This is a genomic window from Streptomyces sp. AM25 (assembly GCF_058146165.1).
In genome coordinates this window covers 92,895-116,934 of the sequence record NZ_JBKIWN010000141.1, presented here as the reverse complement: position 1 = coordinate 116,934, position 24,040 = coordinate 92,895, and the positions used below count along the sequence as shown (strand labels likewise).

Below are 24,040 nucleotides of genomic sequence, written 5' to 3'. Positions count from 1 at the left end.
TACCGCTGGGGGTGCCCCCAGAGGTGCCCCCAGCGCCGGACGCCGCGGGGCCCGCACTGACCCATCGGACACGCCCTAGGCCCCGGCAGTCACAGAGCGGCCGGCTCGGGGGCGACGCCCGCGAAGGGGTCCTCGCCGGACTCCTCGGCGAGCGCGGCCTGGATGACGTGCGGTGCGTTGCTGATGATGGCGTCCACGCCCAGGCGGCCGAGCCGGACGGCGCGCGCGGGGTCGTCGACGGTCCACGCGGTGATCTCCAGACGGCGCCCGTGGGGACCGCTCAGCGCGTGCACGGCACGGACCCATTCGGCGGTGACGCTCCCGTGGTCGGGGTTGATCTGATCGGCGAAGGCGGCGTACGAGCGCAGGTCGGCGGCCTTCGGGGCGCCCAGGAAGCCCTTCTTGAGGTCCGGGCGCAGGCGGTGGAGTGTGCGCAGCGCCGTCGCGTCGAAGCTCTGGACGACCAGCCGGTCCTTGACGTGCCGCCGGTCCAGCCAGCCGGCCCGCCGCAGCTCGTCCACCGTCTGCTGCTCGACGCCGGGGTAGAGCCCGGGCGCCTTCATCTCCAGCAGCAGCCGCTGGTGGTTGTGGTCGACGCGGCGCAGGTAGCTGCTCAGGGTGGGCACCCGCTCACCGGCGAAGCGGTGGTCGTACCAGCTGCCCGCGTCCAGCGTCCGGATCTCGGCGAGCGTGAAGTCGCCGACCTTCCAGGGCGCCCGCCCGGGAAAGCGCTGCCGGGCGTCCGTGGTGCGCTCCAGGGTGGTGTCGTGCAGGACGACCAGCTGCCCGTCCCGGGTGCGCTGGACGTCGTTCTCGACCCACTGGATGCCCAGGCCCGCCGCCCTGTCGATCGAGGCCAGCGTGTTCTCCGGCGCCTGGGCGGGCACGCCGCGGTGGCCGATGGTGACGGGGAGCCCCTGGCGCCCGAGGGCGTGCGCGGGGGGCGTGCCGAGCGTGGGCAGGACGAGGGCCAGGCCGAGCAGTGCGCCGGTCACGGAGGGGACGGGGCGGATGCGCATCGGGAGCTCCTCGCGGGCGGTCGTGGCGTCGGGGGCGGGGCCCGGCGGTGTCCGGTCCTGTGGGTGTCCGGTCCTGTGTACGAGAGGCGTGGCGGCCTGGGTACCGAGGACCGGCGGAGGGAGCGGAGCGGGGCGCGCCACCACACATCCCACACGTACGCGATACGGGCCGGTCCGGCACGCCGGAGCGGCCGGCCGCGGGGCTCCTCCGGCGGGCCTGCGCCCGGGAATCCGGGGCGGGAAGCGGGCGGGCGGCCCGTTGTCGGTGGTGGGCCGTACGGTGGTCTCATGCGGCCCGTTTCCCAGATCGAACGCAAGGTGGCGCCCTTCGAGGTCGTCAGCCCCTTCCAGCCCAGCGGTGACCAGCCGGCGGCCATCGCGGAGCTGGAGCGGCGCATCCGCGCAGGCGAGAAGGACGTCGTCCTGCTCGGTGCGACCGGCACCGGCAAGTCGGCGACCACGGCATGGATGATCGAGAAGCTCCAGCGGCCCACGCTCGTCATGGCGCCGAACAAGACCCTCGCCGCCCAGCTCGCCAACGAGTTCCGCGAGCTCCTGCCCAACAACGCCGTCGAGTACTTCGTCTCGTACTACGACTACTACCAGCCCGAGGCGTACGTCCCGCAGTCGGACACCTACATCGAGAAGGACTCCTCGATCAACGAGGAGGTCGAGCGCCTGCGCCACTCCGCCACGAACTCGCTGCTCACCCGGCGCGACGTGATCGTGGTCGCCTCGGTGTCCTGCATCTACGGCCTGGGCACGCCGCAGGAGTACGTGGACCGCATGGTGCCGCTCAAGGTCGGCGAGGAGACCGACCGCGACCAGCTGCTGCGCCGCTTCGTCGAGATCCAGTACACGCGCAACGACCTGGCCTTCACCCGCGGCACGTTCCGGGTGCGCGGCGACACCATCGAGATCTTCCCGGTCTACGAGGAACTGGCCGTCCGCATCGAGATGTTCGGCGACGAGATCGAGGCCCTCTCCACGCTCCACCCGCTCACCGGCGAGGTCATCTCCGAGGACCAGGAGCTCTACGTCTTCCCCGCCAGCCACTACGTCGCGGGCCCGGAGCGGATGGAGAAGGCCGTCGCGGGCATCGAGGCCGAGCTGGAGGAGCGGCTGGCCACCCTGGAGAAGCAGGGCAAGCTGCTGGAGGCGCAGCGGCTGCGCATGCGCACCACGTACGACATCGAGATGATGCGCCAGGTCGGCTCCTGCTCGGGCATCGAGAACTACTCGCTGCACATGGACGACCGCGAGCCCGGCTCCCCGCCCAACACCCTGCTGGACTTCTTCCCCGACGACTTCCTGCTCGTCATCGACGAGTCGCACGTCACCGTCCCGCAGATCGGCGCGATGTACGAGGGCGACGCCTCCCGCAAGCGCACCCTCGTCGAGCACGGCTTCCGGCTGCCGTCGGCCATGGACAACAGACCGCTGAAGTGGGAGGAGTTCACCGAGCGCATCGGGCAGACGGTCTACCTCTCGGCGACCCCGGGGAAGTACGAGCTCTCCCGCGGCGACGGCTTCGTGGAGCAGATCATCCGGCCCACCGGACTGGTCGACCCGGAGGTCGTGGTCAAGCCGACCGAGGGCCAGATCGACGACCTGGTGCACGAGATCCGCAAGCGCACCGAGAAGGACGAGCGCGTCCTGGTCACCACACTGACCAAGAAGATGGCCGAGGACCTCACGGACTACTTCCTGGAACTGGGCATCCAGGTGCGCTATCTGCACAGCGACGTCGACACGCTGCGCCGCGTCGAGCTGCTGCGCGAGCTGCGCGCGGGCGAGTTCGACGTGCTGGTCGGCATCAACCTGCTGCGCGAGGGGCTCGACCTGCCAGAGGTGTCGCTCGTCGCCATCCTCGACGCCGACAAGGAGGGCTTCCTGCGCTCCGGCACATCCCTGATCCAGACCATCGGGCGTGCAGCGCGCAACGTCTCCGGCCAGGTCCACATGTACGCGGACAAGGTCACCCCGGCGATGGAGAAGGCCATCGAGGAGACCAACCGCCGCCGGGCGAAGCAGATCGCCTACAACAAGGAGCGGGGGATCGACCCCCAGCCGCTGCGCAAGAAGATCGGTGACATCGTCGCCACGCTCGCCCGCGAGGAGATCGACACCGAGGAGCTGCTGGGCTCGGGCTACCGCCAGGGCGCGGACAAGGGCAAGGCGAAGGGCAAGGCGCCCACGCCCGCGAAGGCCAAGGGCAAGGCCAAGGCGGCGGCCGTGCCGACGGACCGCCCGGCCGCCGAACTCGCCCAGCAGATCGAGGAGATGACCGACCGCATGCGGGCCGCGGCCGCGGAGCTGCAGTTCGAGGTGGCGGCCCGGCTGCGCGACGAGGTGGGCGAGCTGAAGAAGGAGCTGCGCCAGATGAAGGAGGCGGGCCTCGCCTGACGGCGTGCCCCGGCCCTCGCCGACAGGGGGGGGCGGGCCGGGCATGTTGCAGGACCGCCACAAACCGCACTCCTCGGGCGCCTGCGTACGGGGCCGGTGCGTAGGGTCGTTGCCGGAGGCCGCGCACCTGCGCGGCCACGGGGGCGTACGAGGAGGGACTGCGCGTGACGGTCAACTTGTCCAAGGGCCAGGGAATCAGCCTGCAGAAGGCCGACGGGGGAAACCTGACCGCGGTGCGGATGGGACTGGGCTGGCAGGCGGCCCCCCGCCGCCGCGGACTGTTCGGTTCGCGCACCAGGGAGATCGACCTCGACGCGTCGGCCGTGCTCTTCGCCGCCGGGCAGCCGGTCGACGTGGCCTTCTTCCAGCAGCTGGTCAGCAAGGACGGCTCGGTGCGGCACACCGGCGACAACCTCGTGGGCGGCGCGGGCCAGGGGGAGGACGACGAGACCGTCCTCGTCGACCTGCAGCGCGTTCCCGCGGACATCGACCAGATCGTCTTCACGGTGAACTCCTTCACCGGCCAGACCTTCGCCGAGGTGCGCAATGCGTTCTGCCGCCTGGTCGACGAGAACACCGGCCGGGAGCTGGCCCGCTACACCCTCGACGGCGGCGGCCCGTACACCGCCCAGATCATGGCCAAGGTGCACCGGAACGGCGGCGGCTGGCAGATGACGGCCATCGGCACCCCGGCCGACGGCCGGACGTTCCAGGACCTGCTGGCGCAGATCCAGGCGGTGCTGTAGGCAGGCGGTGCTGTAGGGCTGCGGCTGCAGGGCCGTGCGGGGCGAAACCGCACGGTTCTTGGTTTTCTCTTTACCTTTCCTTGGGTTTTCTTGTACCGTTGTCGTAGGGGCGACGCCTGTCGCCGCTGCCGCCGTAGCCGTACGAGAAGCCGGAGGACCGGTGGACGTTTCCCTGACCATGTGGGTGCTGACCATCGCCGGCCTGTGCGCCCTCGTCGCCGCGGACTTCTTCATCGGCGGCCGCAAGCCGCACGAGGTCTCCGTCAAGGAGGCCGGCATCTGGACGGCGGTCTGGATAGCCCTGGCCGCGCTCTTCGGGCTGGGGCTGCTGTTCTTCGGCGGCGGCAAGCCCGCCGGCGAGTTCTTCGCGGGCTTCATCACGGAGAAGTCGCTGAGCGTCGACAACCTCTTCGTCTTCGTCCTGATCATGGCGAAGTTCGCGGTGCCCTCGATATTCCAGCAGCGGGTGCTCATGGTGGGCGTGCTCATCGCCCTGGTGCTGCGGGCCGTCTTCATCGGCGCGGGCGCGGCGATCATCGCCAACTTCTCCTGGATCTTCTACCTCTTCGGGGCGTTCCTCGTCTGGACCGCCTGGAAGCTCATCCAGGAGGCGCGCGGGGGCGGGGAAGAGGAGGAGTTCGAGGAGAACCGCTTTCTCAAGGCGGTCGAGCGCCGCTTCCCGTCCACGGACCGCTACCACGGCACCCGGCTGTTCATCGTGGAGAACGGCAAGCGGCTGATGACGCCGATGCTGATCGTGATGCTGGCCATCGGCACGACCGACGTCCTCTTCGCGCTCGACTCCATACCCGCGATCTTCGGCCTGACCCAGGACCCGTACATCGTCTTCACCGCCAACGCCTTCGCCCTGATGGGGCTGCGGCAGCTGTACTTCCTCATAGGCGGCCTGCTGAAGAAGCTGGTCCACCTGTCCTACGGCCTGTCGGTCATCCTCGGATTCATCGGCGTCAAGCTCGTCCTGCACGCCCTGCACGAGAGCGGGGTGAACGTCCCCGAGATCAGCATCCCGGTCTCCCTCGGCGTCATCTGCGCCGTGCTGGCCGTCACCACGGTCACCAGCCTGCGGGCGTCCCGGAAGCAGGAGCAGGCCGAAGCGGCGGAGGCCGCTTCGGCGGAGGAGCGCGACGGCGCCCGCGCCTGACGCCGTCGCCGTCGGGGTTGTGAGCGGCCTCAGGCGGGCGTCGGATCGGCGGCGGCGCGGGCCGCTGCCGTGGGGCGGGTTTCGGGCAGCAGGAAGAAGCAGACCAGGCTGAGCACGGCGACCCCGGTCAGATAGACGGCGACCGCCCACGGCGGCCGGTCGCCCCGGGCCAGGGCCGTCGCCACCAGCGGGGTGACGGCACCGCCCAGGACGCCTCCCAGGTTGTAGCCGACGGTGGCGCCGGTGCAGCGCACCTCGGGCTCGTAGAGCTCGGGCAGGTACGCGCCGATGACGGCGAAGGCGAGCCCGAAGGCCAGCATCGCGACGACGAAGCCCAGCAGCATCAGAGCCGGGCGCCCGGTGCGCAGCAGGGCGATCATCGGAAACATCCACAGCGCCACGGCCGTGCAGCCGATCAGGCACAAGAGGCGGCGTCCCCGGCGGTCGGCGATGAGGGCGATCAGCGGGGTGGCCGCCCCGGAGGCCGCGACGGCCGTCATGATGCAGCCGAGCATGACGGTGCGGTCCACGCCCAGCTGCTCGGTGCCGTAGGCCAGGGACCAGGTGGTGACCGCGTAGAAGACGGAGTAGCCGACGGACAGCCCGCCGGCGGTGAGCAGCACGAGGCGCCAGTGGCCGCCGCGCATGACCTCGGCCAGCGGCAGGGAGGCCCGCTGCTCGCGCTCGGCCAGGGCGAGGAACTCCGGGGTCTCGGCGACCTGGGCGCGCAGCAGCAGCCCGGCCACGGCCAGGACCCCGGCCGCCCAGAACGGCACCCGCCAGCCCCAGGCGAGGAACTCCTCGTCGGAGAGGGTGGCCGACAGGGCCAGGGTGATGCCGTTGGCGAGGAGAAAGCCGACCGAGGGGCCGGTCTGCGGGAGACTCGTCCACAGGACGCGGCGGTGGGCGGGGGCGTGCTCGGCGGTGAGCAGGACGGCGCCTCCCCACTCCCCGCCGAGCCCCAGGCCCTGCAGGAAGCGCAGGACGAGGAGGAGCAACGGGGCGGCGAGGCCGATGTCGGCGTAGGTGGGCGCGAGGCCGACGCCCACGGTGGCGACGCCGGTCAGCAGCAGCGAGGCGATGAGGACGGGCTTGCGCCCGTGCCGGTCGCCGATGTGCCCGAACAGCACGGAGCCCACGGGGCGGGCGATGAAGCCGACGCCGAAGGTGCCGAAGGCCGCGAGGGTGCCGACGAGAGGGGAGACGGTGGGGAAGAAGAGCGGGCCGAGGACGAGCGCCGCCGCGGTGCCGTAGCTGAAGAAGTCGTAGAACTCGATGGCGGTGCCGGCCATGGAGGCAGCCGCCAGACGGAACATGGCCGGAGGACGGGCACGGTTCATGCAGTGCCCAACTTCCCGCGGCGGCCCGGGCAACGGGAGTTCCGGGGCGTACGGGGGTGTGGCCGGGGGCGTGGCGGGACCGCGCCGTCCGCCCGGTGTGCGGACGGCGCGCTACCTCCGGGGCGTCACCAGCCGCGCTCGCGCCACTCCGCGACGTGCGGCCGCTCGGCGCCGAGGGTGGTGTCGTTGCCGTGGCCGGGGTAGACCCAGGTCTCGTCGGGCAGCTGCCCGAAGATCTTGGTCTCGACGTCGTCGATCAGGCTGGCGAAGGCCTTCGGGTCCTGGTGGGTGTTGCCCACGCCGCCGGGGAAGAGGCAGTCGCCGGTGAACACGTGGGGGTGCCCGTGCGGGTCGTCGTAGACCAGGGCGATGCTGCCCGGGGTGTGGCCGACCAGGTGACGAGCGGTCAGCCCGACGCGGCCGACGCGGATGACGTCACCGTCCTCGACGGGCACGTCCGTCGAGACGGGGATGCCCTCGGCGTCGTAGCGCCCCGCGTAGGTGCGGGCGCCGGTGACGTCCACGACCTCGCTCAGCGCGCCCCAGTGGTCGGCGTGCCGGTGGGTGGTCACCACGGAGGCGATCCCGCTGTCGCCGATCAGGGTGAGCAGCGTCCTCGGCTCGGCGGCGGCGTCGATCAGCAGCTGCTCGTCGGTCGCCCGGCACCGCAGCAGGTAGGCGTTGTTGTTCATCGGGCCGACGGCGACCTTCGAGATCATCAGATCGGTCAACTCGTGTACGTCTGCAGGTCCGCCGACCTCGACCACTCCGCTGTATGTCATGCCGTCAACCCTATAGCGGGGGCAGGGCGGGCAGCGGGTGGGCGTCGGCCCGGAGCCCGGCGCCGTCGCGGCGGCCGGCGAGCCAGCCGAGGAGGGCCGGGGCGGGGCCGGTGACCGTGATCGGGGTGCCCTCGGCGCGGCCGGTGGTCCACCGGCCGCCTCCGGTCGCGGCCAGGGCGAATGCGGGGACGCCGGGGTTGCCGGTGAAGCGCTGGGCGAGGAAGGCGGTGTAGCGGGCGGTGAACTCGGCCGGGAGGTCCTCGAGTTCGTAGCCGATGCCGAGGTCGACGTGGTGCAGCTCGACCTCGGCGAGCCGCCGGAAGGGGACGCGGGACGCGCTGTCGGTCACGCCGTTGCGCATGGTGACCGTGCGGGACCAGTCGGCGGGGACGGCGGCCTGCTCCAGGAACCGGGCCGTGCTCTCCTCCAGGTCCCTGAGCTGGGCGTCCAGGGGCCGGGGCGCGTCGCGCTCGATGTCCGTGTCGCGGAGCTCGGCGCTCGCGTACATGGGGCGGCCGCTCAGGACGTTCACCAGGGCGTCCGCGTTGCGGGAGACATGGGCCAGGACGTGGCCGCGGCTCCAGCCGGGGAGCCGTGACGGTGCGGCCACGGCGGCGTTGTCCAGTCGGGCGGCCGCGGCGAGGAGGCGCTCCGTCGCGTCACGCACAGCGGCCAGGTCGTGCGCATGATCGATCATGGCCCGACCATAGCGCCGCCACTCCTTCGGGTGAAGGTGGTGGACTCACGCCCTAAATCGAATGTGCGTGCTATATCGTCGGAGGTGGCATCGCCGACGACGTCCGTGTGTCGGACGCTCCCCGTACTCTGGATCGGTGGGGCGCGGCCCACCCCCGCAGCTCCCTCCGGAGCCGACTCTCAAGAAAGGTGCCGACCGGCGTGGCAGACCGTCTCATCGTCCGTGGCGCACGCGAGCACAACCTCAAGAACGTCTCGCTCGACCTCCCGCGTGACTCCCTCATCGTCTTCACCGGGCTCTCCGGATCGGGCAAGTCGTCCCTCGCGTTCGACACGATCTTCGCGGAGGGGCAGCGCCGTTACGTGGAGTCGCTCTCCTCCTACGCACGGCAGTTCCTGGGCCAGATGGACAAGCCCGACGTGGACTTCATCGAGGGCCTCTCCCCGGCCGTCTCGATCGACCAGAAGTCCACCTCGCGCAACCCCCGCTCGACCGTGGGCACCATCACCGAGGTCTACGACTACCTCCGCCTCCTCTTCGCCCGCATCGGCAAGCCGCACTGCCCCGAGTGCGCCCGCCCGATCTCCCGGCAGTCGCCGCAGGCCATCGTGGACCGGGTGCTGGAGCTCCCCGAGGGCAGCCGCTTCCAGGTGCTCTCCCCGCTGGTGCGCGAGCGCAAGGGCGAGTTCGTCGACCTCTTCTCCGACCTGCAGACCAAGGGCTACAGCCGGGCCCGGGTCGACGGCGCGACGATCCAGCTCAGCGACCCGCCCAAGCTGAAGAAGCAGGAGAAGCACACCATCGAGGTGGTCGTCGACCGTCTCACCGTCAAGGACAGCGCCAAGCGCCGGCTCACCGACTCCGTCGAGACGGCCCTGGGCCTCTCCGGCGGCATGGTGATCCTCGACTTCGTCGACCTCGCCGAGGACGACCCCGAGCGCGAGCGGATGTTCTCCGAGCACCTCTACTGCCCGTACGACGACCTGTCCTTCGAGGAGCTGGAGCCGCGCTCCTTCTCCTTCAACTCGCCCTTCGGCGCCTGCCCGGACTGCACCGGCATCGGCACGCGCATGGAGGTCGACCCCGAGCTGATCGTCCCCGATCCGGACAAGTCGCTGGAGGAGGGTGCGATCAGCCCCTGGTCGCACGGCCACACCAAGGACTACTTCGGCCGCCTCGTCGGCGCGCTGGCCGGCGAGCTCGGCTTCCGTACGGACATCCCCTGGGCCGGCCTCCCGCAGCGCGCCAGAAAGGCCCTGCTGAACGGCCACAAGACGCAGATCGAGGTGCGCTACCGCAACCGCTACGGCCGCGAGCGCGCCTACACCACCGCTTTCGAGGGTGCGGTGCCGTTCGTCAAGCGGCGCCACTCCGAGGCGGAGAGCGACTCCAGCCGGGAGCGCTTCGAGGGCTACATGCGCGAGGTCCCGTGCCCGACCTGCGAGGGCACGCGCCTCAAGCCGATCGTCCTCGCCGTCACCGTGCAGGGCCGCTCCATCGCGGAGGTCTCCGCGATGTCGATCAGCGAGTGCGCCGACTTCCTGCGCGGCATGAAGCTCACCGGCCGCGAGAAGAAGATCGCCGAGCGGGTGCTCAAGGAGGTCAACGAGCGCCTGAAGTTCCTGGTCGACGTCGGCCTGGACTACCTCTCGCTCAACCGCGCGGCCGGCACTCTCTCCGGCGGTGAGGCCCAGCGCATCCGGCTCGCCACCCAGATCGGCTCCGGCCTGGTCGGCGTGCTCTACGTGCTCGACGAGCCCTCCATCGGCCTGCACCAGCGCGACAACCACCGCCTGATCGAGACCCTCGTCCGCCTGCGCGACATGGGCAACACCTTGATCGTCGTCGAGCACGACGAGGACACGATCAAGGTCGCCGACTGGGTCGTCGACATCGGCCCCGGCGCCGGCGAGCACGGCGGCAAGGTCGTGCACAGCGGTCCCCTCGCGGAGCTGCTGAGCACCGAGGGCTCGATGACCGGCCAGTACCTCTCCGGCAAGAAGTCCATCGCCATCCCGGAGCAGCGCCGCTCCGCGGACCCGAAGCGCCGCCTGACCGTGCGCGGTGCCCGGGAGAACAACCTGCAGGACATCGACGTGTCCTTCCCGCTCGGCGTGCTCACGGCCGTCACGGGCGTCTCGGGCTCCGGCAAGTCGACCCTGGTCAACGACATCCTCTACACGCACCTGGCCCGCGAGCTGAACGGCGCCCGCGCCGTCCCCGGCCGGCACACCCGCGTCGACGGCGACGACCTGGTCGACAAGGTCGTCCACGTCGACCAGTCGCCCATCGGCCGCACGCCGCGCTCCAACCCGGCCACGTACACCGGTGTCTTCGACCACGTCCGCAAGCTCTTCGCGGAGACGATGGAGGCGAAGGTCCGCGGCTATCTGCCCGGCCGCTTCTCCTTCAACGTCAAGGGCGGCCGCTGCGAGAACTGCTCCGGCGACGGCACCATCAAGATCGAGATGAACTTCCTGCCGGACGTGTACGTCCCGTGCGAGGTCTGCCACGGCGCGCGCTACAACCGCGAGACGCTGGAAGTCCATTACAAGGGCAAGTCCATCGCCGAGGTGCTGGACATGCCGATCGAGGAGGCGCTCGAGTTCTTCGAGGCCGTGCCGACGATCGCGCGCCACCTGCGCACGCTCCACGAAGTGGGCCTGGGCTACGTGCGGCTCGGCCAGTCCGCGCCCACGCTGTCCGGCGGCGAGGCGCAGCGCGTCAAGCTCGCGAGCGAGCTGCAGAAGCGCTCGACGGGCCGCACGGTGTACGTCCTCGACGAGCCGACGACGGGCCTGCACTTCGAGGACATCAGCAAGCTGATCTCGGTGCTGTCCGGCCTGGTCGACAAGGGCAACAGTGTGATCGTCATCGAGCACAACCTCGATGTGATCAAGACGGCCGACTGGGTCATCGACATGGGCCCCGAGGGCGGCAGCGGCGGCGGCCTGGTCATCGCCGAGGGCACCCCGGAGGACGTCGCCGCCATCCCCGCGAGCCACACGGGCAAGTTCCTGCGGGAGATGCTGGGGAACCGCGTCAGCGATGCGCCTCCGGCGCGGACCAGGAAGAAGACGGTCGCCGCCAAGGCGGCGCCGGCCAAGCGCACCGTCTCCGCGAAGACGGGTGCCGCCAAGAAGACGGCTGCCGCCAAGAAGAGCGCTGCGAAGCCGGCTGCCGCCAAGAAGACGGCGCGGGAGCGCCGGGGCTGATGTCGGGGGGCTCGCCCGGGGGTCGTCCTTGCCTCCGGGGGAGCCCCCAGTATCGTCGGTCCGACAGCGCCGCCGTACCCCCTGGAGCCCGCATGACCAGCCAGTCCGCATCCCGTCGCACCGTGCTCCTGAGCGGAGCGGCACTGGCCGGGGCCGCTGGGCTCGGCGTCACCGGCTGCGACCCCGCCGGCTCGGCGGCCAAGGGCCCGGCCACGCCGACCGCGCCGGTGGACCTCGGCGCGGCGGGCGACGTGCCGGTCGGCGGGGCCAAGCTCTACCGCGAGCAGAAGCTGGTCGTGGCACAGCCCGCCAAGGGGGAGTACAAGGCCTTCAGCGCGGTGTGCACGCACGCGGGCTGCGTGGTCGACAAGGTCGAGGACGGCAAGGTCAGCTGCCCGTGCCACGGCAGCAAGTTCGACGCGCAGACCGGCAAGGTCCTCCAGGGCCCGGCGGGTGCGCCGCTGCCCGCGGTCCCGGTCAAGGAGTCCGGCGGCAAGCTCGTCGCCGGCCCGGAGTCCTGACCGTCAGGACCAGTCCCAGGCGATCCCCAGGATCCCCGGCCGCACCGCCTGTTCGGCCAGATGCACCCCGTGGTGCCGCCCGGAGAGCGTCAGCTCCTGCTGCCCGGTGCGCGGCGCGGCCGCCGACGCCTGGGCGAAGCGGCGGCAGCGCACCGGCAGCGCGGCCTCGTCGAAGCGGACCTGCAGCACGTACTGCCCGGCCGCGAAGCTGAAGCCGCGCACGTACTCGGTGCTCGGCCCCGCGGTGCCGTCCTCGAAGCCGTAGCCGAAGACGTGGGTCTCCCCGGCGCGCAGCCGCACGTCGAAGAGCAGCTCGGCGACGAGCACCCCGGCCGCGGTGTGCCAACGGACGCGCCCCACCCGGCAGTTCTCGTTCGCCCGGACGGTCACCCGCCCCGGTTCGCAGCCCGGGTCGCCGTGGTGGATGGCCAGATAGCGGTCCACCCCGTCGCGGTGCGCCCGCACCACGTGGTGCGAGGCGCGCCCGCGCAGCTCACGGCCCGCGCCGATGCGGACGTGCTCCAGATGGCAGACGGTGTGCAGCCCGCCGTCGGCCGGCGACTCCAGTTCGGCCAGCAGTCGTTCGAGGGCGCGCGACTCCTCCACCAGCGAGCGGAACGAACGCCCGGCGGGCCGGGCCGTGTCCGTCCGCGGCACGGGTTCGAGCAGCCGGGTGAGCGCCTGCGCGGGCAGCTCCAGGACCTCCTCCAGCATCCGCACCGCCCTGAGCGACTCGGGCCGCCGCGGCCGCCGGGCGCCCTGCTGCCAGTAACTCAGGCTCGTCACCCCGACCTTGACGCCCCGCTGGGCCAGCCGGTGCTGGACCCGGTGCAGGGCCAGTCCGCGTGCCGACAGGGCGGTGCGCAGCGCGAGGTGGAACGGTCCCGTCCGCAGGGCCTGGGCCAGTTCGGCCTCGGCGGACCCGGTGCCGGTGGGTGTACGTGCCATCCGCCGCTCCTCTGTGAATATTCACAACGGTGGCAGAGGGGCCGGCGGACAGGAGCGCCGCATTCCTCCTGGGCGGGCACAGGCTGTTCACAGGCAATGCCGTCTGTTCACACCGCGGTTTCACAGAGCATTGAAGCCTGTTGACCAGCCCCCGACAACACTTGATGCTCCTCAGCAGCGTCCGGACGCGCTCCTCCACCACAACCCCCCGCCACGGGAGGAACGCCATGACCCGTGCCTCGGCATCGGCACCATCAGCACAGCACTCCAGATCACGGATACGCGGCAGAAGGCTGTCCGTCGCGGCTCTGCTCGCCTCCGCGCTGCTCGCCGTCCCCACCACGGCGAGTGCCGCGAGCGCCGGCCACCCCGCTCTGCGCGCGTCCAAGCAGCTCAACATCACCATGCAGGCCCAGGAGAAGAGCAACTGGTGCTGGGCAGGCTCCGGCAACACCATCGCGACCTGGTTCGGGCGCACCTACAGCCAGAACCAGTTCTGCAACGCCGCCTTCAACCGCCAGCAAGGCACCACGTGCCCCAACAACCAGGCCACGCTGGGCAATGTGCAGAACGCCCTCGGCTGGGCCGGCATCAACTCCGGTTCGTACGTGAGCGGCTGGCTGCGCTACTCGACCGTTCAGTCGGAGATCGACAACAACCGTCCGGTCGAGACGCGCATCCAGTGGTCGTCGGGCGGCGGGCACATGCACGTCCTCTACGGCTACGACGACGGCAACAGCCTGGTCTACTGGGGCGACCCGTGGCCGTCCAACGACCGCTACAACTGGGCCTCGCACGACTGGTACGTCAACAACGACCAGTTCTCCTGGACCCACTCGCTCTACCGGATCGGAGCGTGAGGGCGATGACCGACCGCACGTACACCCGCAGGAACGTCACCCGCGCAGCGGCCGCCGGCGCCCTCACCGCCGGGCTGCTCTGCCTGGCGCCCCTCGCCCAGGCCGCCCCGAACCCGGCCGTCCCGGCCCCGCCGCCGGCCTCCGGGATCGTTGCCGCGCACAACGCCGCCGCGGCACCCTCGACCCTCGACACGCTCTCCCGCTTCTTCAGCCGCGACGGTGCCATCGCCAAGGCCACCGCGCAGCCGAGGATCGAGGGCGCCACCGTGCCGGTGTACTCGCTCTCCCCGGAGTTCGTGGCCGGCAAGGCGGATGCGCCGGTGGCCAAACTTGACTTCCTTGCCAGCACGGCCGTGTCGTCCGAAGGGCAGAAGGCCTCGGTGTGGACGGCGCACGTCGGTGACAGCTGGAAGGTCGTCAACATCGCGACCGGTGACGACGAGACGCGCTACGCGGCCGAGGGGGCGGAGAAGCTCAACGGCGGCACGGTCTTCCGCGAGCCCCAGATCAACGCCTGGTACGTCCAGCGCGGCGACCGGGTGCTGCCGCTCGACCAGGACGCCGCTCGCGCCGTGGGCGCGGGCGGGACCACGGTGACCGCGTACCGGGAGCGGGTGCACACGGCGTACGGGGACAAGCTGCCGGGTTCCGCTTACGCGGAGAAGGGGTTCGCCGGTGGGTACGGCGAACCGGCGGCGTCCGCCCCGGCCCCGGAGCGCGGTTCCTCGTCGTCCGTCCTCGCTCCCGCCGCGACGGCCGGCGGCGCGGCCCTGGTGCTCGGGCTCGGTGCGGTGACCGTTTGCAGGGTTCGTCGTCGGCTGCGGGCGGTTCGTGGCTGATCGCGCCCACGCGGCGGAGCCGCACGTGTAACAGCCCCGCGCCCCTTACGGGGCGCGGGGATCGGGCACTCCGATTGTCGGTGGTCGCAAGTAGGGTTGTGGCATGGCCGACCCCAGCAGCTACCGACCCAAGCCGGGACAGATCCCCGACTCGCCGGGGGTCTACAGATTCCGGGACGAGCACGGCCGCGTGATCTACGTCGGGAAGGCGAAGAGCCTGCGCCAGCGGCTCTCCTCGTACTTCCAGGACCTCGCGGGCCTGCACCCGCGCACCCGCACCATGGTCACCACGGCCGCCTCCGTCGAGTGGACCGTGGTCTCCACCGAGGTCGAGGCCCTGCAGCTGGAGTACTCCTGGATCAAGGAGTACGACCCCCGGTTCAACGTCAAGTACCGCGACGACAAGAGCTACCCGTCCCTGGCGGTCACGCTCAACGAGGAGTTCCCGCGCGTGCAGGTCATGCGCGGCCCCAAGAAGAAGGGCGTGCGCTACTTCGGCCCCTACGCCCACGCCTGGGCGATCCGCGAGACCGTCGACCTGATGCTCCGGGTCTTCCCCGTCCGCACCTGCTCCGCAGGGGTGTTCAAGCGCTCGCACCAGATCGGCCGCCCCTGCCTCCTCGGCTACATCGGCAAGTGCTCAGCCCCCTGCGTCGGCCGCGTCAGCCCCGAGGAGCACCGCGAACTCGCCGAGGACTTCTGCGACTTCATGGCCGGCCGCACCGGTGCGTACATCCGCCGTCTGGAACGGCAGATGCACGATGCGGCCGAGGAGATGGAGTACGAGAAGGCCGCCCGGCTGCGCGACGACATAGAGGCGCTCAAGCGCGCCATGGAGAAGAACGCCGTCGTCCTCGCCGACGCCACCGACGCCGACCTGATCGCGGTCGCCGAGGACGAACTCGAGGCGGCCGTGCAGATCTTCCACGTCCGCGGCGGCCGGGTGCGCGGCCAGCGCGGCTGGGTCACGGACAAGGTCGAGGCCGTCGACACCGCGGGCCTCGTCGAGCACGCCCTGCAGCAGCTCTACGGCGAGGAGCGGGGCGACGCGGTGCCCAAGGAGGTCCTCGTCCCCGCCCTGCCCGAGCCCGTCGAGCCCGTCCAGCAGTGGCTCACTGAGCGCCGCGGCGCGGCCGTCAGCCTGCGCATCCCGCAGCGCGGCGACAAGAAGGACCTGATGGCCACGGTCCAGCGCAACGCCCAGCAGGCGCTCGCGCTCCACAAGACCAAGCGCGCCTCCGACCTGACGACCCGTTCGCGCGCCCTGGAGGAGATCGCCGAGGCCCTCGGCCTGGACTCGGCACCGCTGCGCATCGAGTGCTTCGACATCTCCCACCTCCAGGGGCAGGACGTGGTGGCGTCGATGGTCGTCTTCGAGGACGGCCTGGCCCGCAAGAGCGAGTACCGGCGCTTCCAGATCAAGGGTCGTGTCGGAGACACGCAAGTCTGGCACGGCGAAGGACAGGACGACGTCCGCTCGATGCACGAGGTCATCGGCCGCCGCTTCCGCCGCTATCTGCAGGAGAAGCAGAAGGAGGGGGAGTGGTCCGAGGAGAACGCGGTGGAGGCCGAGGAGAGCCGCCTCGACGACGACGGCCGCCCCAAGCGCTTCGCCTACCCCCCGCAGCTCGTCGTCGTCGACGGCGGGCAGCCGCAGGTGGCGGCCGCCCGGCGGGCGCTGGACGAGCTCGGGGTGGACGATGTGGCCGTGTGCGGCCTCGCCAAGCGCCTGGAGGAGGTCTGGCTGCCCGGCGAGGACGACCCGGTCGTCCTGCCCCGCACCAGCGAGGGCCTCTACCTCCTGCAGCGCGTCCGTGACGAGGCCCACCGCTTCGCCATCTCCTACCAGCGCAGCAAGCGCTCGAAGACGATGAAGGCCGGCCCGCTGGACGCGGTCCCCGGCCTGGGGGAGACCCGCAGGAAGGCGCTGCTCAAGCACTTCGGCTCGGTGAAGCGGCTGCGGGCCGCGACGGTCGAGGAGCTGTGCGCCGCGCCCGGCATCGGCCGCAAGACCGCCGAGACGATCGCCGCGGCCCTCGCGGCGGCGCCGGCCCCCGCCCCCGCGGTCAACACGGCAACTGGCGAGATCATGGATGACACAGAGGAATGATGGGGGCGCGGCGCCCGCGGTCCATGCCGCGCACGCCGTGAGACCGCAGTATGGAAGACGCGACCGCACCTGCGGTACGTCAGGGAAACGGGGGAAGACGCCATGAACGACACCGAAAGGGACGAAGCACAGGTGAGTACGGGCACGACGGCGGATGCGACCGCTGAGGCGGCGGGCATCCCCGAGCTGGTGATCATCTCCGGTATGTCGGGGGCGGGCCGCAGCACCGCCGCCAAGTGCCTGGAGGACCTCGGCTGGTTCGTCGTCGACAACCTGCCGCCCGCCCTGATCCCCACCATGGTGGACCTGGGCGCCCGCTCGCAGGGCAACGTCGCCCGCATCGCCGTCGTCGTGGACGTCCGCGGCCGGCGCTTCTTCGACAACCTCCGCGAGTCCCTCGCGGACCTGGAGGCGAAGAAGGTCAAGCGGCGGGTGATCTTCCTGGAGGCCTCCGACGACGCCCTGGTGCGCCGCTTCGAGTCCGTGCGCCGCCCGCACCCCCTGCAGGGCTCGGGCCGCATCGTCGACGGCATCGCCGCCGAGCGCGACCTGCTGCGCGAGCTGCGCGGCGACGCCGACCTGGTCATCGACACCTCCAGCCTCAACGTCCACGAGCTGCGCGCCAAGCTGGACGCCCAGTTCGCCGGCGAGGAGGAGCCGGAGCTGCGCGCCACCGTCATGTCCTTCGGGTTCAAGTACGGCCTGCCCGTCGACGCCGACCTCGTCGTCGACTGCCGCTTCCTGCCGAACCCGCACTGGGTCCCCGAACTGCGCCCCTTCACCGGGCTCAACGAGGAGGTCTCCGGCTACGTCTTCAACCAGCCGGGCGCCAAGGAGTTCCTCGACCGCTACACCGAGCTGCTCCAGCTCATCGCCGCGGGCTACCGCCGCGAGGGCAAGCGCTACGTGACCATCGCGGTCGGCTGCACCGGCGGCAAGCACCGCTCCGTCGCGATGTCCGAGAAGCTCGCCCACCGCCTGGTCTCCGAGGGCGTCGAGACCGTCGTCGTGCACCGCGACATGGGGCGCGAGTGACCGGCCGCACCTTCCGGCTCCGCCGCGTACGGGTCCCCGGCCGGCCCCGCGGCGGCTCCGGCGCACAGCCCAAGGTCGTCGCCCTCGGCGGCGGCCACGGGCTGTCCGCCTCCCTGGCCGCCCTCCGCCGGATCACCGGCGACCTGACGGCCGTGGTGACCGTCGCCGACGACGGCGGCTCCAGCGGCCGGCTGCGCGACGAGCTGGGCGTGCTGCCCCCCGGCGACCTGCGCAAGGCCCTCGCCGCCCTCTGCGGCGACGACGACTGGGGCCAGACCTGGGCCCGGGTCATCCAGCACCGCTTCGAGAGCCGCGGCGACCTGCACGGCCACGCCGTCGGCAATCTGCTGATCGTCGCCCTCTGGGAGCAGCTCGGCGACCACGTCCAGGCCCTGGACCTGGTCGGCAAGCTGCTCGGCGCGCACGGCCGGGTGCTGCCCATGTCCGCGGTCCCGCTGGAGCTCCAGGCCCTCGTCAAGGGCCACGACCCGGCGGAGCCCGACACCGTCAGCACCGTGTGCGGCCAGGCCACCGTGGCGCTCACCCCCGGCGAGGTGCAGTCCGTGCACGTCGTCCCCGAGGACCCGCCCGCCGTGCCCGAGGTCGTCGAGGCCGTGCTGGACGCCGACTGGGTGGTGCTCGGCCCCGGCTCCTGGTTCTCCTCGGTCATCCCGCACCTGCTCGTGCCCGAGTTGCTGCAGGCCCTGCAGGAGACCAAGGCCCGGCGCGTGCTGTCGCTGAACCTCGCGCCGCAACCCGGGGAAACCGATGGCTTCTCACCGCAGCGTCATTTGGAGGTTTTGGCCCGACACGCCCCTAAACTCGCCTTCGACGTGGTGCTGGCCGACGAGGCCGCCGTGCCCGACCGCGAGAGCCTGACCGATGCCGCGAAGCGGCTCGGCGCCGCGGTGGAGCTGGCGGCGGTCGCCGCGCCCGGCAGCTCGGCGGTGCACGACCCCGAGCTGCTGGCCGCCGCGTACGACCGTATTTTTCGGATGCATGGAAGGATCGGCCCATGGCGATGACGGCAGCGGTGAAGGACGAAATCTCCCGGCTCCCCGTCACCCGGACCTGCTGCCGGAAAGCGGAGGTCTCGGCCATCCTGCGGTTCGCCGGCGGGCTGCACCTGGTCAGCGGCCGCATCGTGATCGAGGCCGAGCTGGACACCGGGATCGCGGCCCGGCGGCTGCGCAAGGACATCCTGGAGATCTTCGGACACGCCTCCGACCTGGTGGTGATGGCCCCCGGCGGGCTGCGCCGCGGCAGCCGGTACGTGGTGCGGGTGGTGGCGGGCGGTGACCAGCTGGCGCGCCAGACCGGCCTGGTCGACGGCCGCGGCCGGCCGATCCGCGGGCTGCCCCCGCAGGTCGTCTCCGGCGCCACCTGCGATGCGGAGGCCGCCTGGAGAGGCGCCTTCCTGGCCCACGGCTCCCTCACCGAGCCCGGCCGCTCCTCCTCCCTGGAGGTGACCTGCCCGGGCCCGGAGGCGGCCCTCGCCCTGGTCGGCGCGGCCCGCAGGCTGCAGATCGCGGCCAAGGCGCGCGAGGTGCGCGGGGTGGACCGGGTGGTCGTCCGCGACGGCGATGCGATCGGCGCCCTGCTGACCCGGCTCGGCGCGCACGAGTCCGTGCTGGCCTGGGAGGAGCGGCGGATGCGCCGCGAGGTGCGGGCCACCGCCAACCGCCTGGCCAACTTCGACGACGCCAACCTGCGCCGCTCCGCGCGGGCCGCGGTCGCCGCGGGCGCCCGCGTGCAGCGCGCGCTGGAGATCCTCGGCGAGGAGGTCCCCGAGCACCTCGCGGCCGCCGGACGGCTGCGCATGGAGCACAAGCAGGCCTCCCTGGAGGAGCTGGGCGCCCTCGCCGACCCGCCGCTGACCAAGGACGCGGTGGCCGGCCGGATCCGCCGTCTGCTCGCCATGGCGGACAAGCGCGCCCAGGACCTGGGCATTCCGGGCACCGAGTCGAATCTGGCCGAGCTGACCGAGGAGATGGCCGAGGGCATGGTCGGCTGACCGGCCTCTGTTTCCGACTCGCCCCCGCACCGGTCCGTCCGGGCGGGGGCGCTTCAATGTCGGCCGCGGGCAAGGGTGTTGGGGCGGACGGGGGCCGTACTGCCCTGCGACACGGATGGCGGTACACCGAGGCCGTCACCGTATGTGACGAAGTGCTGTCATGTACGCTCCGCGCGAGTGAGCGGAACCGTGCACAAACGGGCTCGAATGCGCTTTGTCAAGGGTTACGGGGCGAGCGATGCCAATGTCACGTCACTGCCCTGTTGGAGGTAGGGTCGGTGGTGGTCGGGGACATCCCAATACACCGCCGGCGGACAACCCGGCACACCAACGAGGAGATCGGTTCGTGACGATCCGCGTAGGCATCAACGGCTTTGGCCGTATCGGTCGTAACTACTTCCGCGCGCTCCTGGAGCAGGGTGCGGACATCGAGATCGTCGGTGTCAACGACCTGACCGACAACGCCACCCTGGTGCACCTGCTGAAGTACGACTCGATCCTGGGCCGTCTGCAGCAGGAGGTCAGCCACACCGACGACACGATCACCGTCGGTGACATGACCTTCAAGACGATGGCCGAGCGCGACCCGGCCGCCCTCCCGTGGGGCGAGCTCGGTGCCGACATCGTCATCGAGTCCACCGGCATCTTCACCAAGCGCGAGGACGCGGCCAAGCACATCGCCGCCGGCGCCAAGAAGGTCCTGATCTCCGCGCCCGCCAAGGGCGAGGACATCACCATCGTGATGGGCGTCAACCAGGACAAGTACGACGCGGCCAACCACCACGTCATCTCCAACGCCTCCTGCACCACCAACTGCGTGGCGCCGATGGCCAAGGTTCTCGACGAGAACTTCGGCATCGTCAAGGGCATGATGACCACGGTCCACGCGTACACCAACGACCAGCGCATCCTGGACTTCCCGCACTCCGACCTGCGCCGCGCCCGCGCCGCCGCGGAGAACATCATCCCGACCTCGACCGGTGCCGCCAAGGCCACCGCCCTGGTCCTCCCGCAGCTCAAGGGCAAGCTGGACGGCATCGCCATGCGCGTCCCGGTCCCGACCGGCTCGGTCACCGACCTGGTCCTCGAGCTCGACCGCGAGGTCACCAAGGACGAGATCAACGGCGCCTTCCAGAAGGCCGCCGAGGGCCAGCTCAAGGGCATCCTCGAGTACACCGAGGACCCGATCGTCTCCTCCGACATCGTCAACTGGCCGGCCTCCTGCACCTTCGACTCGCAGCTGACGATGGTCCAGGGCAAGCAGGTCAAGGTCGTCGGCTGGTACGACAACGAGTGGGGCTACTCGAACCGCCTGGTGGACCTGACCGTCTTCGTCGGCGGCCAGCTCTGATCCGAGCGATGTAAAGGACGGGGCTCGTACAGCGCACTGGCGCGCGGTACGGGCCCCGTCGCATGGCTGTTCCTCACGGAATTCACCGGAGTCACCGTATGAAGACGATCGACGAACTCATCGAGGGCGGCGTGGAAGGCCGGCGGGTCTTCGTCCGCGCCGACCTGAACGTGCCGCTCGAGGGCACCACCATCACGGACGACGGCCGCATCCGCGCCGTCGCGCCGACGATCGCCAAGCTCGCCGCGGCGGGCGCCAAGGTGGTCGTCGCCTCCCACCTGGGCCGTCCCAAGGGCGCCCCGGACCCGCAGTTCTCCCTGGCGCCGGTCGCGAAGCGGCTCGGCGAGATCCTGGGCAGGAACGTCTCGTTCGCCGCCGACACGGTCGGCGACAGCGCGAAGGCCACCGTCGCCGCACTGGCGAACGGCGAGGTCACGCTGCTGGAGAACCTCCGTTTCAACGCGGGCGAGACCAGCAAGGACGACGCGGAGCGCGGTGCGTTCGCCGATGCGCTCGCGTCGCTGGCCGACCTGTACGTGGGCGACGGCTTCGGTGCGGTGCACCGCAAGCACGCCTCGGTCTTCGACCTCCCGGCACGGCTCCCGCACGCCGCGGGCGACCTGATCGCCACCGAGGTCGGCGTGCTGAAGAAGCTGACCGAGGACGTCGCGCGCCCGTACGTGGTCGTCCTGGGCGGTGCCAAGGTCTCCGACAAGCTGGGCGTCATCGACAACCTGCTGGAGAAGGCCGACCGCATCCTCATCGGCGGCGGCATGTCCTACACCTTCCTGGCCGCCAAGGGCCACGAGGTCGGCATCTCGCTGCTGCAGAAGGACCAGATCTCCGTCTGCCAGGAGTACCTGGCCCGGGCCGAGGCGCGCGGCGTGGAGTTCCTGCTCCCCCTCGACGTGCTGGTCTCGGCCGACTTCCCGGACCTGAAGACCAAGGCTCCGGCCAACCCCGAGCTCGTCGCCTCGGACGCCATCCCGGCGGACAAGGAGGGCCTGGACATCGGCCCGAAGACGCGGGAGCTGTACGCCTCGAGGCTGGCCGACGCGGGCACCGTCTTCTGGAACGGTCCGATGGGCGTCTTCGAGCACCCCGACTACGCCAACGGCACCAAGGCCGTGGCCCAGGGCCTGCTGGACTCGCCCGGCTTCACCGTCGTGGGTGGTGGCGACTCGGCCGCCGCCGTGCGCATCCTGGGCTTCGACGAGAACGCCTTCGGCCACATTTCGACCGGCGGCGGCGCGAGCCTCGAGTACCTCGAGGGCAAGACGCTCCCCGGCCTCGCCGCACTGGAGGACTGAACCACCGTGACTGCACGTACCCCGCTGATGGCGGGCAACTGGAAGATGAACCTCAACCACCTCGAGGCCATCGCACACGTCCAGAAGCTCGCCTTCGCGCTCGCCGACAAGGACTTCGAAGCCGTCGAGGTCGCGGTCCTGCCCCCGTTCACCGACCTGCGGTCGGTGCAGACGCTGGTCGACGGCGACAAGCTGAAGATCAAGTACGGTGCCCAGGACATCTCGGCGCACGACTCCGGCGCCTACACCGGTGAGATCTCCGGCTCGATGCTGGCCAAGCTCAAGTGCAGCTACGTGGCCGTCGGCCACTCCGAGCGCCGCCAGTACCACGGCGAGTCGGACGAGCTCTGCAACGCCAAGGTCAAGGCCGCCTTCCAGCACGGCATCACGCCGATCCTGTGCGTCGGCGAGGGCCTGGACGTCCGCAAGGCGGGCAACCAGGTCGCGCACACCCTGGCCCAGGTCGACGGCGGCCTGAAGGACGTCCCGGCCGAGCAGGCCGAGACGGTCGTCATCGCCTACGAGCCCGTCTGGGCCATCGGCACCGGCGAGGTCGCCACCCCCGAGGACGCCCAGGAGGTCTGCGGGGCCGTCCGCCGCCGCCTGGCCGAGCTGTACGGGCCGGAGACGGCCGACAAGGTCCGCATCCAGTACGGCGGCTCCGTCAAGGCCGGCAACATCGCGGCGATCATGGCGCAGCCCGACGTGGACGGCGCGCTGGTCGGCGGTGCCTCGCTGGACGCGGACGAGTTCGTCAAGATCGTCCGCTTCCGCGATCAGTAGCGACTAGGACGAGGGGCGGCCCTCGTCGTACCCTGTCGGGGCCGGGACCGGCGCGTCTGCGCCCCCGGCCCCGTGTCTATTCAGTCCGAGAGAGTTGGTCCAGCCGTGGTCATCGGGTTCTCGATCGCCCTCATCGTCTTCAGCCTGCTGCTGATGATGCTGGTGCTCATGCACAAGGGGAAGGGCGGCGGCCTGTCCGACATGTTCGGCGGCGGCATGCAGTCGTCCGTCGGCGGCTCCTCGGTCGCCGAGCGCAACCTCGACCGGATCACCATCGTGATCGGTCTGCTGTGGTTCGCGTGCATCGTCGCGCTGGGCATCCTGATGAAGCTCAAGAGCTGACGTACCGTCGTATCAGCAGCCTATGATGGAGACTCGCGTCTTCGCGGCCGGGCTGTAACTCCTGCCACTGGACGCGCGTTGGGCCTTACGTAGACTGGGGCGCCCGCAGCGGAGCGGACTGTCACGCTCCGCGGCACCATCACGCAGGGAGTTACGACCGTGGCAAGTGGCAACGCGATCCGGGGAAGCCGGGTCGGGGCGGGGCCGATGGGGGAGGCCGAGCGGGGCGAGTCCGCGCCGCGTCTCCGCATCTCCTTCTGGTGCTCGAACGGGCACGAAACACAGCCGAGCTTCGCCAGCGACGCACAGGTCCCGGACACCTGGGACTGCCCGCGCTGTGGTTTCCCGGCAGGCCAGGACCGGGACAATCCGCCGGACCCGCCGCGCACCGAGCCGTACAAGACGCACCTGGCGTACGTCCGCGAGCGGCGCAGCGATGCGGACGGCGAGGCGATCCTCGCCGAGGCGCTCGCCAAGCTGCGCGGCGAGATCTGAGCCGAAGCTCTCGATGAACGGCCCGGCCGTACCCCCTGCGGGGGTGTGCGGCCGGGCCGTCGGCA

21 protein-coding genes are annotated in these 24,040 nt (G+C 71.1%); 16 read left to right on the top strand and 5 right to left on the bottom strand.

Annotated elements, in window-relative coordinates; genetic code table 11:
• Positions 1–89: 89 nt before the first annotated feature.
• On the bottom strand, positions 90–1,019 hold the full coding sequence (locus ACLHRZ_RS42215; RefSeq protein WP_490423940.1) for a glycerophosphodiester phosphodiesterase: 930 nt from the start codon (positions 1,017–1,019) through the stop codon (positions 90–92).
• 288 nt (positions 1,020–1,307) lie between these two features.
• Between ACLHRZ_RS42215 and uvrB the strand changes: the two genes are divergently transcribed.
• From uvrB to ACLHRZ_RS42200, 3 genes are all read left to right on the top strand, one after another.
• Positions 1,308–3,425, top strand: a complete 2,118-nt coding sequence (uvrB, locus tag ACLHRZ_RS42210; RefSeq protein WP_490423939.1) for an excinuclease ABC subunit UvrB — start codon at positions 1,308–1,310, stop codon at positions 3,423–3,425.
• A 164-nt stretch (positions 3,426–3,589) separates the two neighbouring features.
• Positions 3,590–4,171: a TerD family protein gene (locus tag ACLHRZ_RS42205; RefSeq protein WP_490423938.1), complete on the top strand. Its 582-nt coding sequence runs from the start codon at positions 3,590–3,592 to the stop codon at positions 4,169–4,171.
• A 160-nt stretch (positions 4,172–4,331) separates the two neighbouring features.
• Positions 4,332–5,333, top strand: a complete 1,002-nt coding sequence (locus ACLHRZ_RS42200) for a TerC family protein (RefSeq protein ID WP_490423937.1) — start codon at positions 4,332–4,334, stop codon at positions 5,331–5,333.
• 29 nt (positions 5,334–5,362) lie between these two features.
• Here the strand turns inward: ACLHRZ_RS42200 and ACLHRZ_RS42195 are convergent, their stop codons facing one another.
• From ACLHRZ_RS42195 to ACLHRZ_RS42185, 3 genes are all read right to left on the bottom strand, one after another.
• Complete coding sequence (locus ACLHRZ_RS42195) at positions 5,363–6,649, bottom strand: MFS transporter (protein ID WP_490423946.1); 1,287 nt, start codon at positions 6,647–6,649, stop codon at positions 5,363–5,365.
• Between the two features lie 149 nt (positions 6,650–6,798).
• Positions 6,799–7,455 carry an MBL fold metallo-hydrolase gene (locus ACLHRZ_RS42190; RefSeq protein ID WP_490423936.1) on the bottom strand — a complete coding sequence of 219 codons (657 nt, stop codon included), beginning with the start codon at positions 7,453–7,455 and terminating at the stop codon, positions 6,799–6,801.
• Between the two features lie 10 nt (positions 7,456–7,465).
• A complete protein-coding gene (locus ACLHRZ_RS42185; protein WP_490423935.1) occupies positions 7,466–8,152 on the bottom strand; it encodes a maleylpyruvate isomerase family mycothiol-dependent enzyme in 687 nt (228 codons plus the stop codon).
• Positions 8,153–8,352: 200 nt separating this feature from the next.
• Here ACLHRZ_RS42185 and uvrA point away from each other — a divergent pair, with 200 nt between their 5' ends.
• Together uvrA and ACLHRZ_RS42175 are read left to right on the top strand one after the other, a co-directional pair.
• Positions 8,353–11,367, top strand: a complete 3,015-nt coding sequence (uvrA, locus tag ACLHRZ_RS42180) for an excinuclease ABC subunit UvrA (RefSeq protein ID WP_490423934.1) — start codon at positions 8,353–8,355, stop codon at positions 11,365–11,367.
• A 92-nt stretch (positions 11,368–11,459) separates the two neighbouring features.
• On the top strand, positions 11,460–11,888 hold the full coding sequence (locus ACLHRZ_RS42175) for a Rieske (2Fe-2S) protein (protein ID WP_490423933.1): 429 nt from the start codon (positions 11,460–11,462) through the stop codon (positions 11,886–11,888).
• A 3-nt stretch (positions 11,889–11,891) separates the two neighbouring features.
• On the opposite strand, the gene ACLHRZ_RS42170 is transcribed toward ACLHRZ_RS42175, so the two are convergent.
• Entirely contained in the window at positions 11,892–12,836 is a 945-nt protein-coding gene (locus ACLHRZ_RS42170) for a hypothetical protein (RefSeq protein WP_490423932.1), read from the bottom strand.
• A gap of 227 nt (positions 12,837–13,063) precedes the next feature.
• Between ACLHRZ_RS42170 and ACLHRZ_RS42165 the strand changes: the two genes are divergently transcribed.
• From ACLHRZ_RS42165 to ACLHRZ_RS42115, 11 genes are all read left to right on the top strand, one after another.
• Positions 13,064–13,696, top strand: a complete 633-nt coding sequence (locus tag ACLHRZ_RS42165) for a papain-like cysteine protease family protein (protein WP_490423931.1) — start codon at positions 13,064–13,066, stop codon at positions 13,694–13,696.
• A 5-nt stretch (positions 13,697–13,701) separates the two neighbouring features.
• Positions 13,702–14,535: a hypothetical protein gene (locus ACLHRZ_RS42160; protein WP_490423930.1), complete on the top strand. Its 834-nt coding sequence runs from the start codon at positions 13,702–13,704 to the stop codon at positions 14,533–14,535.
• Positions 14,536–14,638: 103 nt separating this feature from the next.
• Positions 14,639–16,645, top strand: coding sequence for an excinuclease ABC subunit UvrC (uvrC, locus tag ACLHRZ_RS42155; RefSeq protein ID WP_490423929.1), 2,007 nt, complete (start codon positions 14,639–14,641; stop codon positions 16,643–16,645).
• A 102-nt stretch (positions 16,646–16,747) separates the two neighbouring features.
• Positions 16,748–17,680 carry an RNase adapter RapZ gene (gene rapZ, locus ACLHRZ_RS42150; RefSeq protein ID WP_490423928.1) on the top strand — a complete coding sequence of 311 codons (933 nt, stop codon included), beginning with the start codon at positions 16,748–16,750 and terminating at the stop codon, positions 17,678–17,680.
• A complete protein-coding gene (locus ACLHRZ_RS42145) occupies positions 17,677–18,705 on the top strand; it encodes a gluconeogenesis factor YvcK family protein (protein WP_490423927.1) in 1,029 nt (342 codons plus the stop codon). Before rapZ ends, ACLHRZ_RS42145 begins: the two co-directional genes overlap by 4 nt.
• Positions 18,696–19,694 (top strand): DNA-binding protein WhiA, encoded by a 999-nt coding sequence (gene whiA, locus ACLHRZ_RS42140; RefSeq protein WP_171080226.1) that lies wholly within the window; start codon positions 18,696–18,698, stop codon positions 19,692–19,694. The genes ACLHRZ_RS42145 and whiA overlap by 10 nt, the downstream gene beginning before the upstream one ends.
• 346 nt (positions 19,695–20,040) lie before the next feature.
• A complete protein-coding gene (gene gap / locus ACLHRZ_RS42135; protein WP_336412441.1) occupies positions 20,041–21,045 on the top strand; it encodes a type I glyceraldehyde-3-phosphate dehydrogenase in 1,005 nt (334 codons plus the stop codon).
• Between the two features lie 98 nt (positions 21,046–21,143).
• Positions 21,144–22,355 (top strand): phosphoglycerate kinase, encoded by a 1,212-nt coding sequence (locus ACLHRZ_RS42130; RefSeq protein ID WP_490423926.1) that lies wholly within the window; start codon positions 21,144–21,146, stop codon positions 22,353–22,355.
• 6 nt (positions 22,356–22,361) lie between these two features.
• On the top strand, positions 22,362–23,138 hold the full coding sequence (gene tpiA / locus ACLHRZ_RS42125) for a triose-phosphate isomerase (RefSeq protein ID WP_490423925.1): 777 nt from the start codon (positions 22,362–22,364) through the stop codon (positions 23,136–23,138).
• Positions 23,139–23,243: 105 nt separating this feature from the next.
• On the top strand, positions 23,244–23,480 hold the full coding sequence (secG, locus tag ACLHRZ_RS42120; protein WP_336412438.1) for a preprotein translocase subunit SecG: 237 nt from the start codon (positions 23,244–23,246) through the stop codon (positions 23,478–23,480).
• A 159-nt stretch (positions 23,481–23,639) separates the two neighbouring features.
• Complete coding sequence (locus ACLHRZ_RS42115; RefSeq protein ID WP_003957010.1) at positions 23,640–23,975, top strand: RNA polymerase-binding protein RbpA; 336 nt, start codon at positions 23,640–23,642, stop codon at positions 23,973–23,975.
• Positions 23,976–24,040 lie beyond the last annotated feature (65 nt).

What these genes read in the sequence shown, in the direction of transcription:
- ACLHRZ_RS42130 (WP_490423926.1), top strand. Translation starts at nt 21,144, where the DNA reads ATGAAGACGATCGACGAACTCATCGAGGGCGGCGTGGAAGGCCGGCGG.
- ACLHRZ_RS42195 (WP_490423946.1), bottom strand. Translation starts at nt 6,649, where the DNA reads ATGTTCCGTCTGGCGGCTGCCTCCATGGCCGGCACCGCCATCGAGTTC.
- ACLHRZ_RS42160 (WP_490423930.1), top strand. Translation starts at nt 13,702, where the DNA reads ATGACCGACCGCACGTACACCCGCAGGAACGTCACCCGCGCAGCGGCC.
- ACLHRZ_RS42170 (WP_490423932.1), bottom strand. Translation starts at nt 12,836, where the DNA reads ATGGCACGTACACCCACCGGCACCGGGTCCGCCGAGGCCGAACTGGCC.
- rapZ (WP_490423928.1), top strand. Translation starts at nt 16,748, where the DNA reads ATGAACGACACCGAAAGGGACGAAGCACAGGTGAGTACGGGCACGACG.
- ACLHRZ_RS42190 (WP_490423936.1), bottom strand. Translation starts at nt 7,455, where the DNA reads ATGACATACAGCGGAGTGGTCGAGGTCGGCGGACCTGCAGACGTACAC.
- ACLHRZ_RS42175 (WP_490423933.1), top strand. Translation starts at nt 11,460, where the DNA reads ATGACCAGCCAGTCCGCATCCCGTCGCACCGTGCTCCTGAGCGGAGCG.
- uvrB (WP_490423939.1), top strand. Translation starts at nt 1,308, where the DNA reads ATGCGGCCCGTTTCCCAGATCGAACGCAAGGTGGCGCCCTTCGAGGTC.
- whiA (WP_171080226.1), top strand. Translation starts at nt 18,696, where the DNA reads ATGGCGATGACGGCAGCGGTGAAGGACGAAATCTCCCGGCTCCCCGTC.
- ACLHRZ_RS42185 (WP_490423935.1), bottom strand. Translation starts at nt 8,152, where the DNA reads ATGATCGATCATGCGCACGACCTGGCCGCTGTGCGTGACGCGACGGAG.
- uvrC (WP_490423929.1), top strand. Translation starts at nt 14,639, where the DNA reads ATGGCCGACCCCAGCAGCTACCGACCCAAGCCGGGACAGATCCCCGAC.
- ACLHRZ_RS42165 (WP_490423931.1), top strand. Translation starts at nt 13,064, where the DNA reads ATGACCCGTGCCTCGGCATCGGCACCATCAGCACAGCACTCCAGATCA.
- ACLHRZ_RS42215 (WP_490423940.1), bottom strand. Translation starts at nt 1,019, where the DNA reads ATGCGCATCCGCCCCGTCCCCTCCGTGACCGGCGCACTGCTCGGCCTG.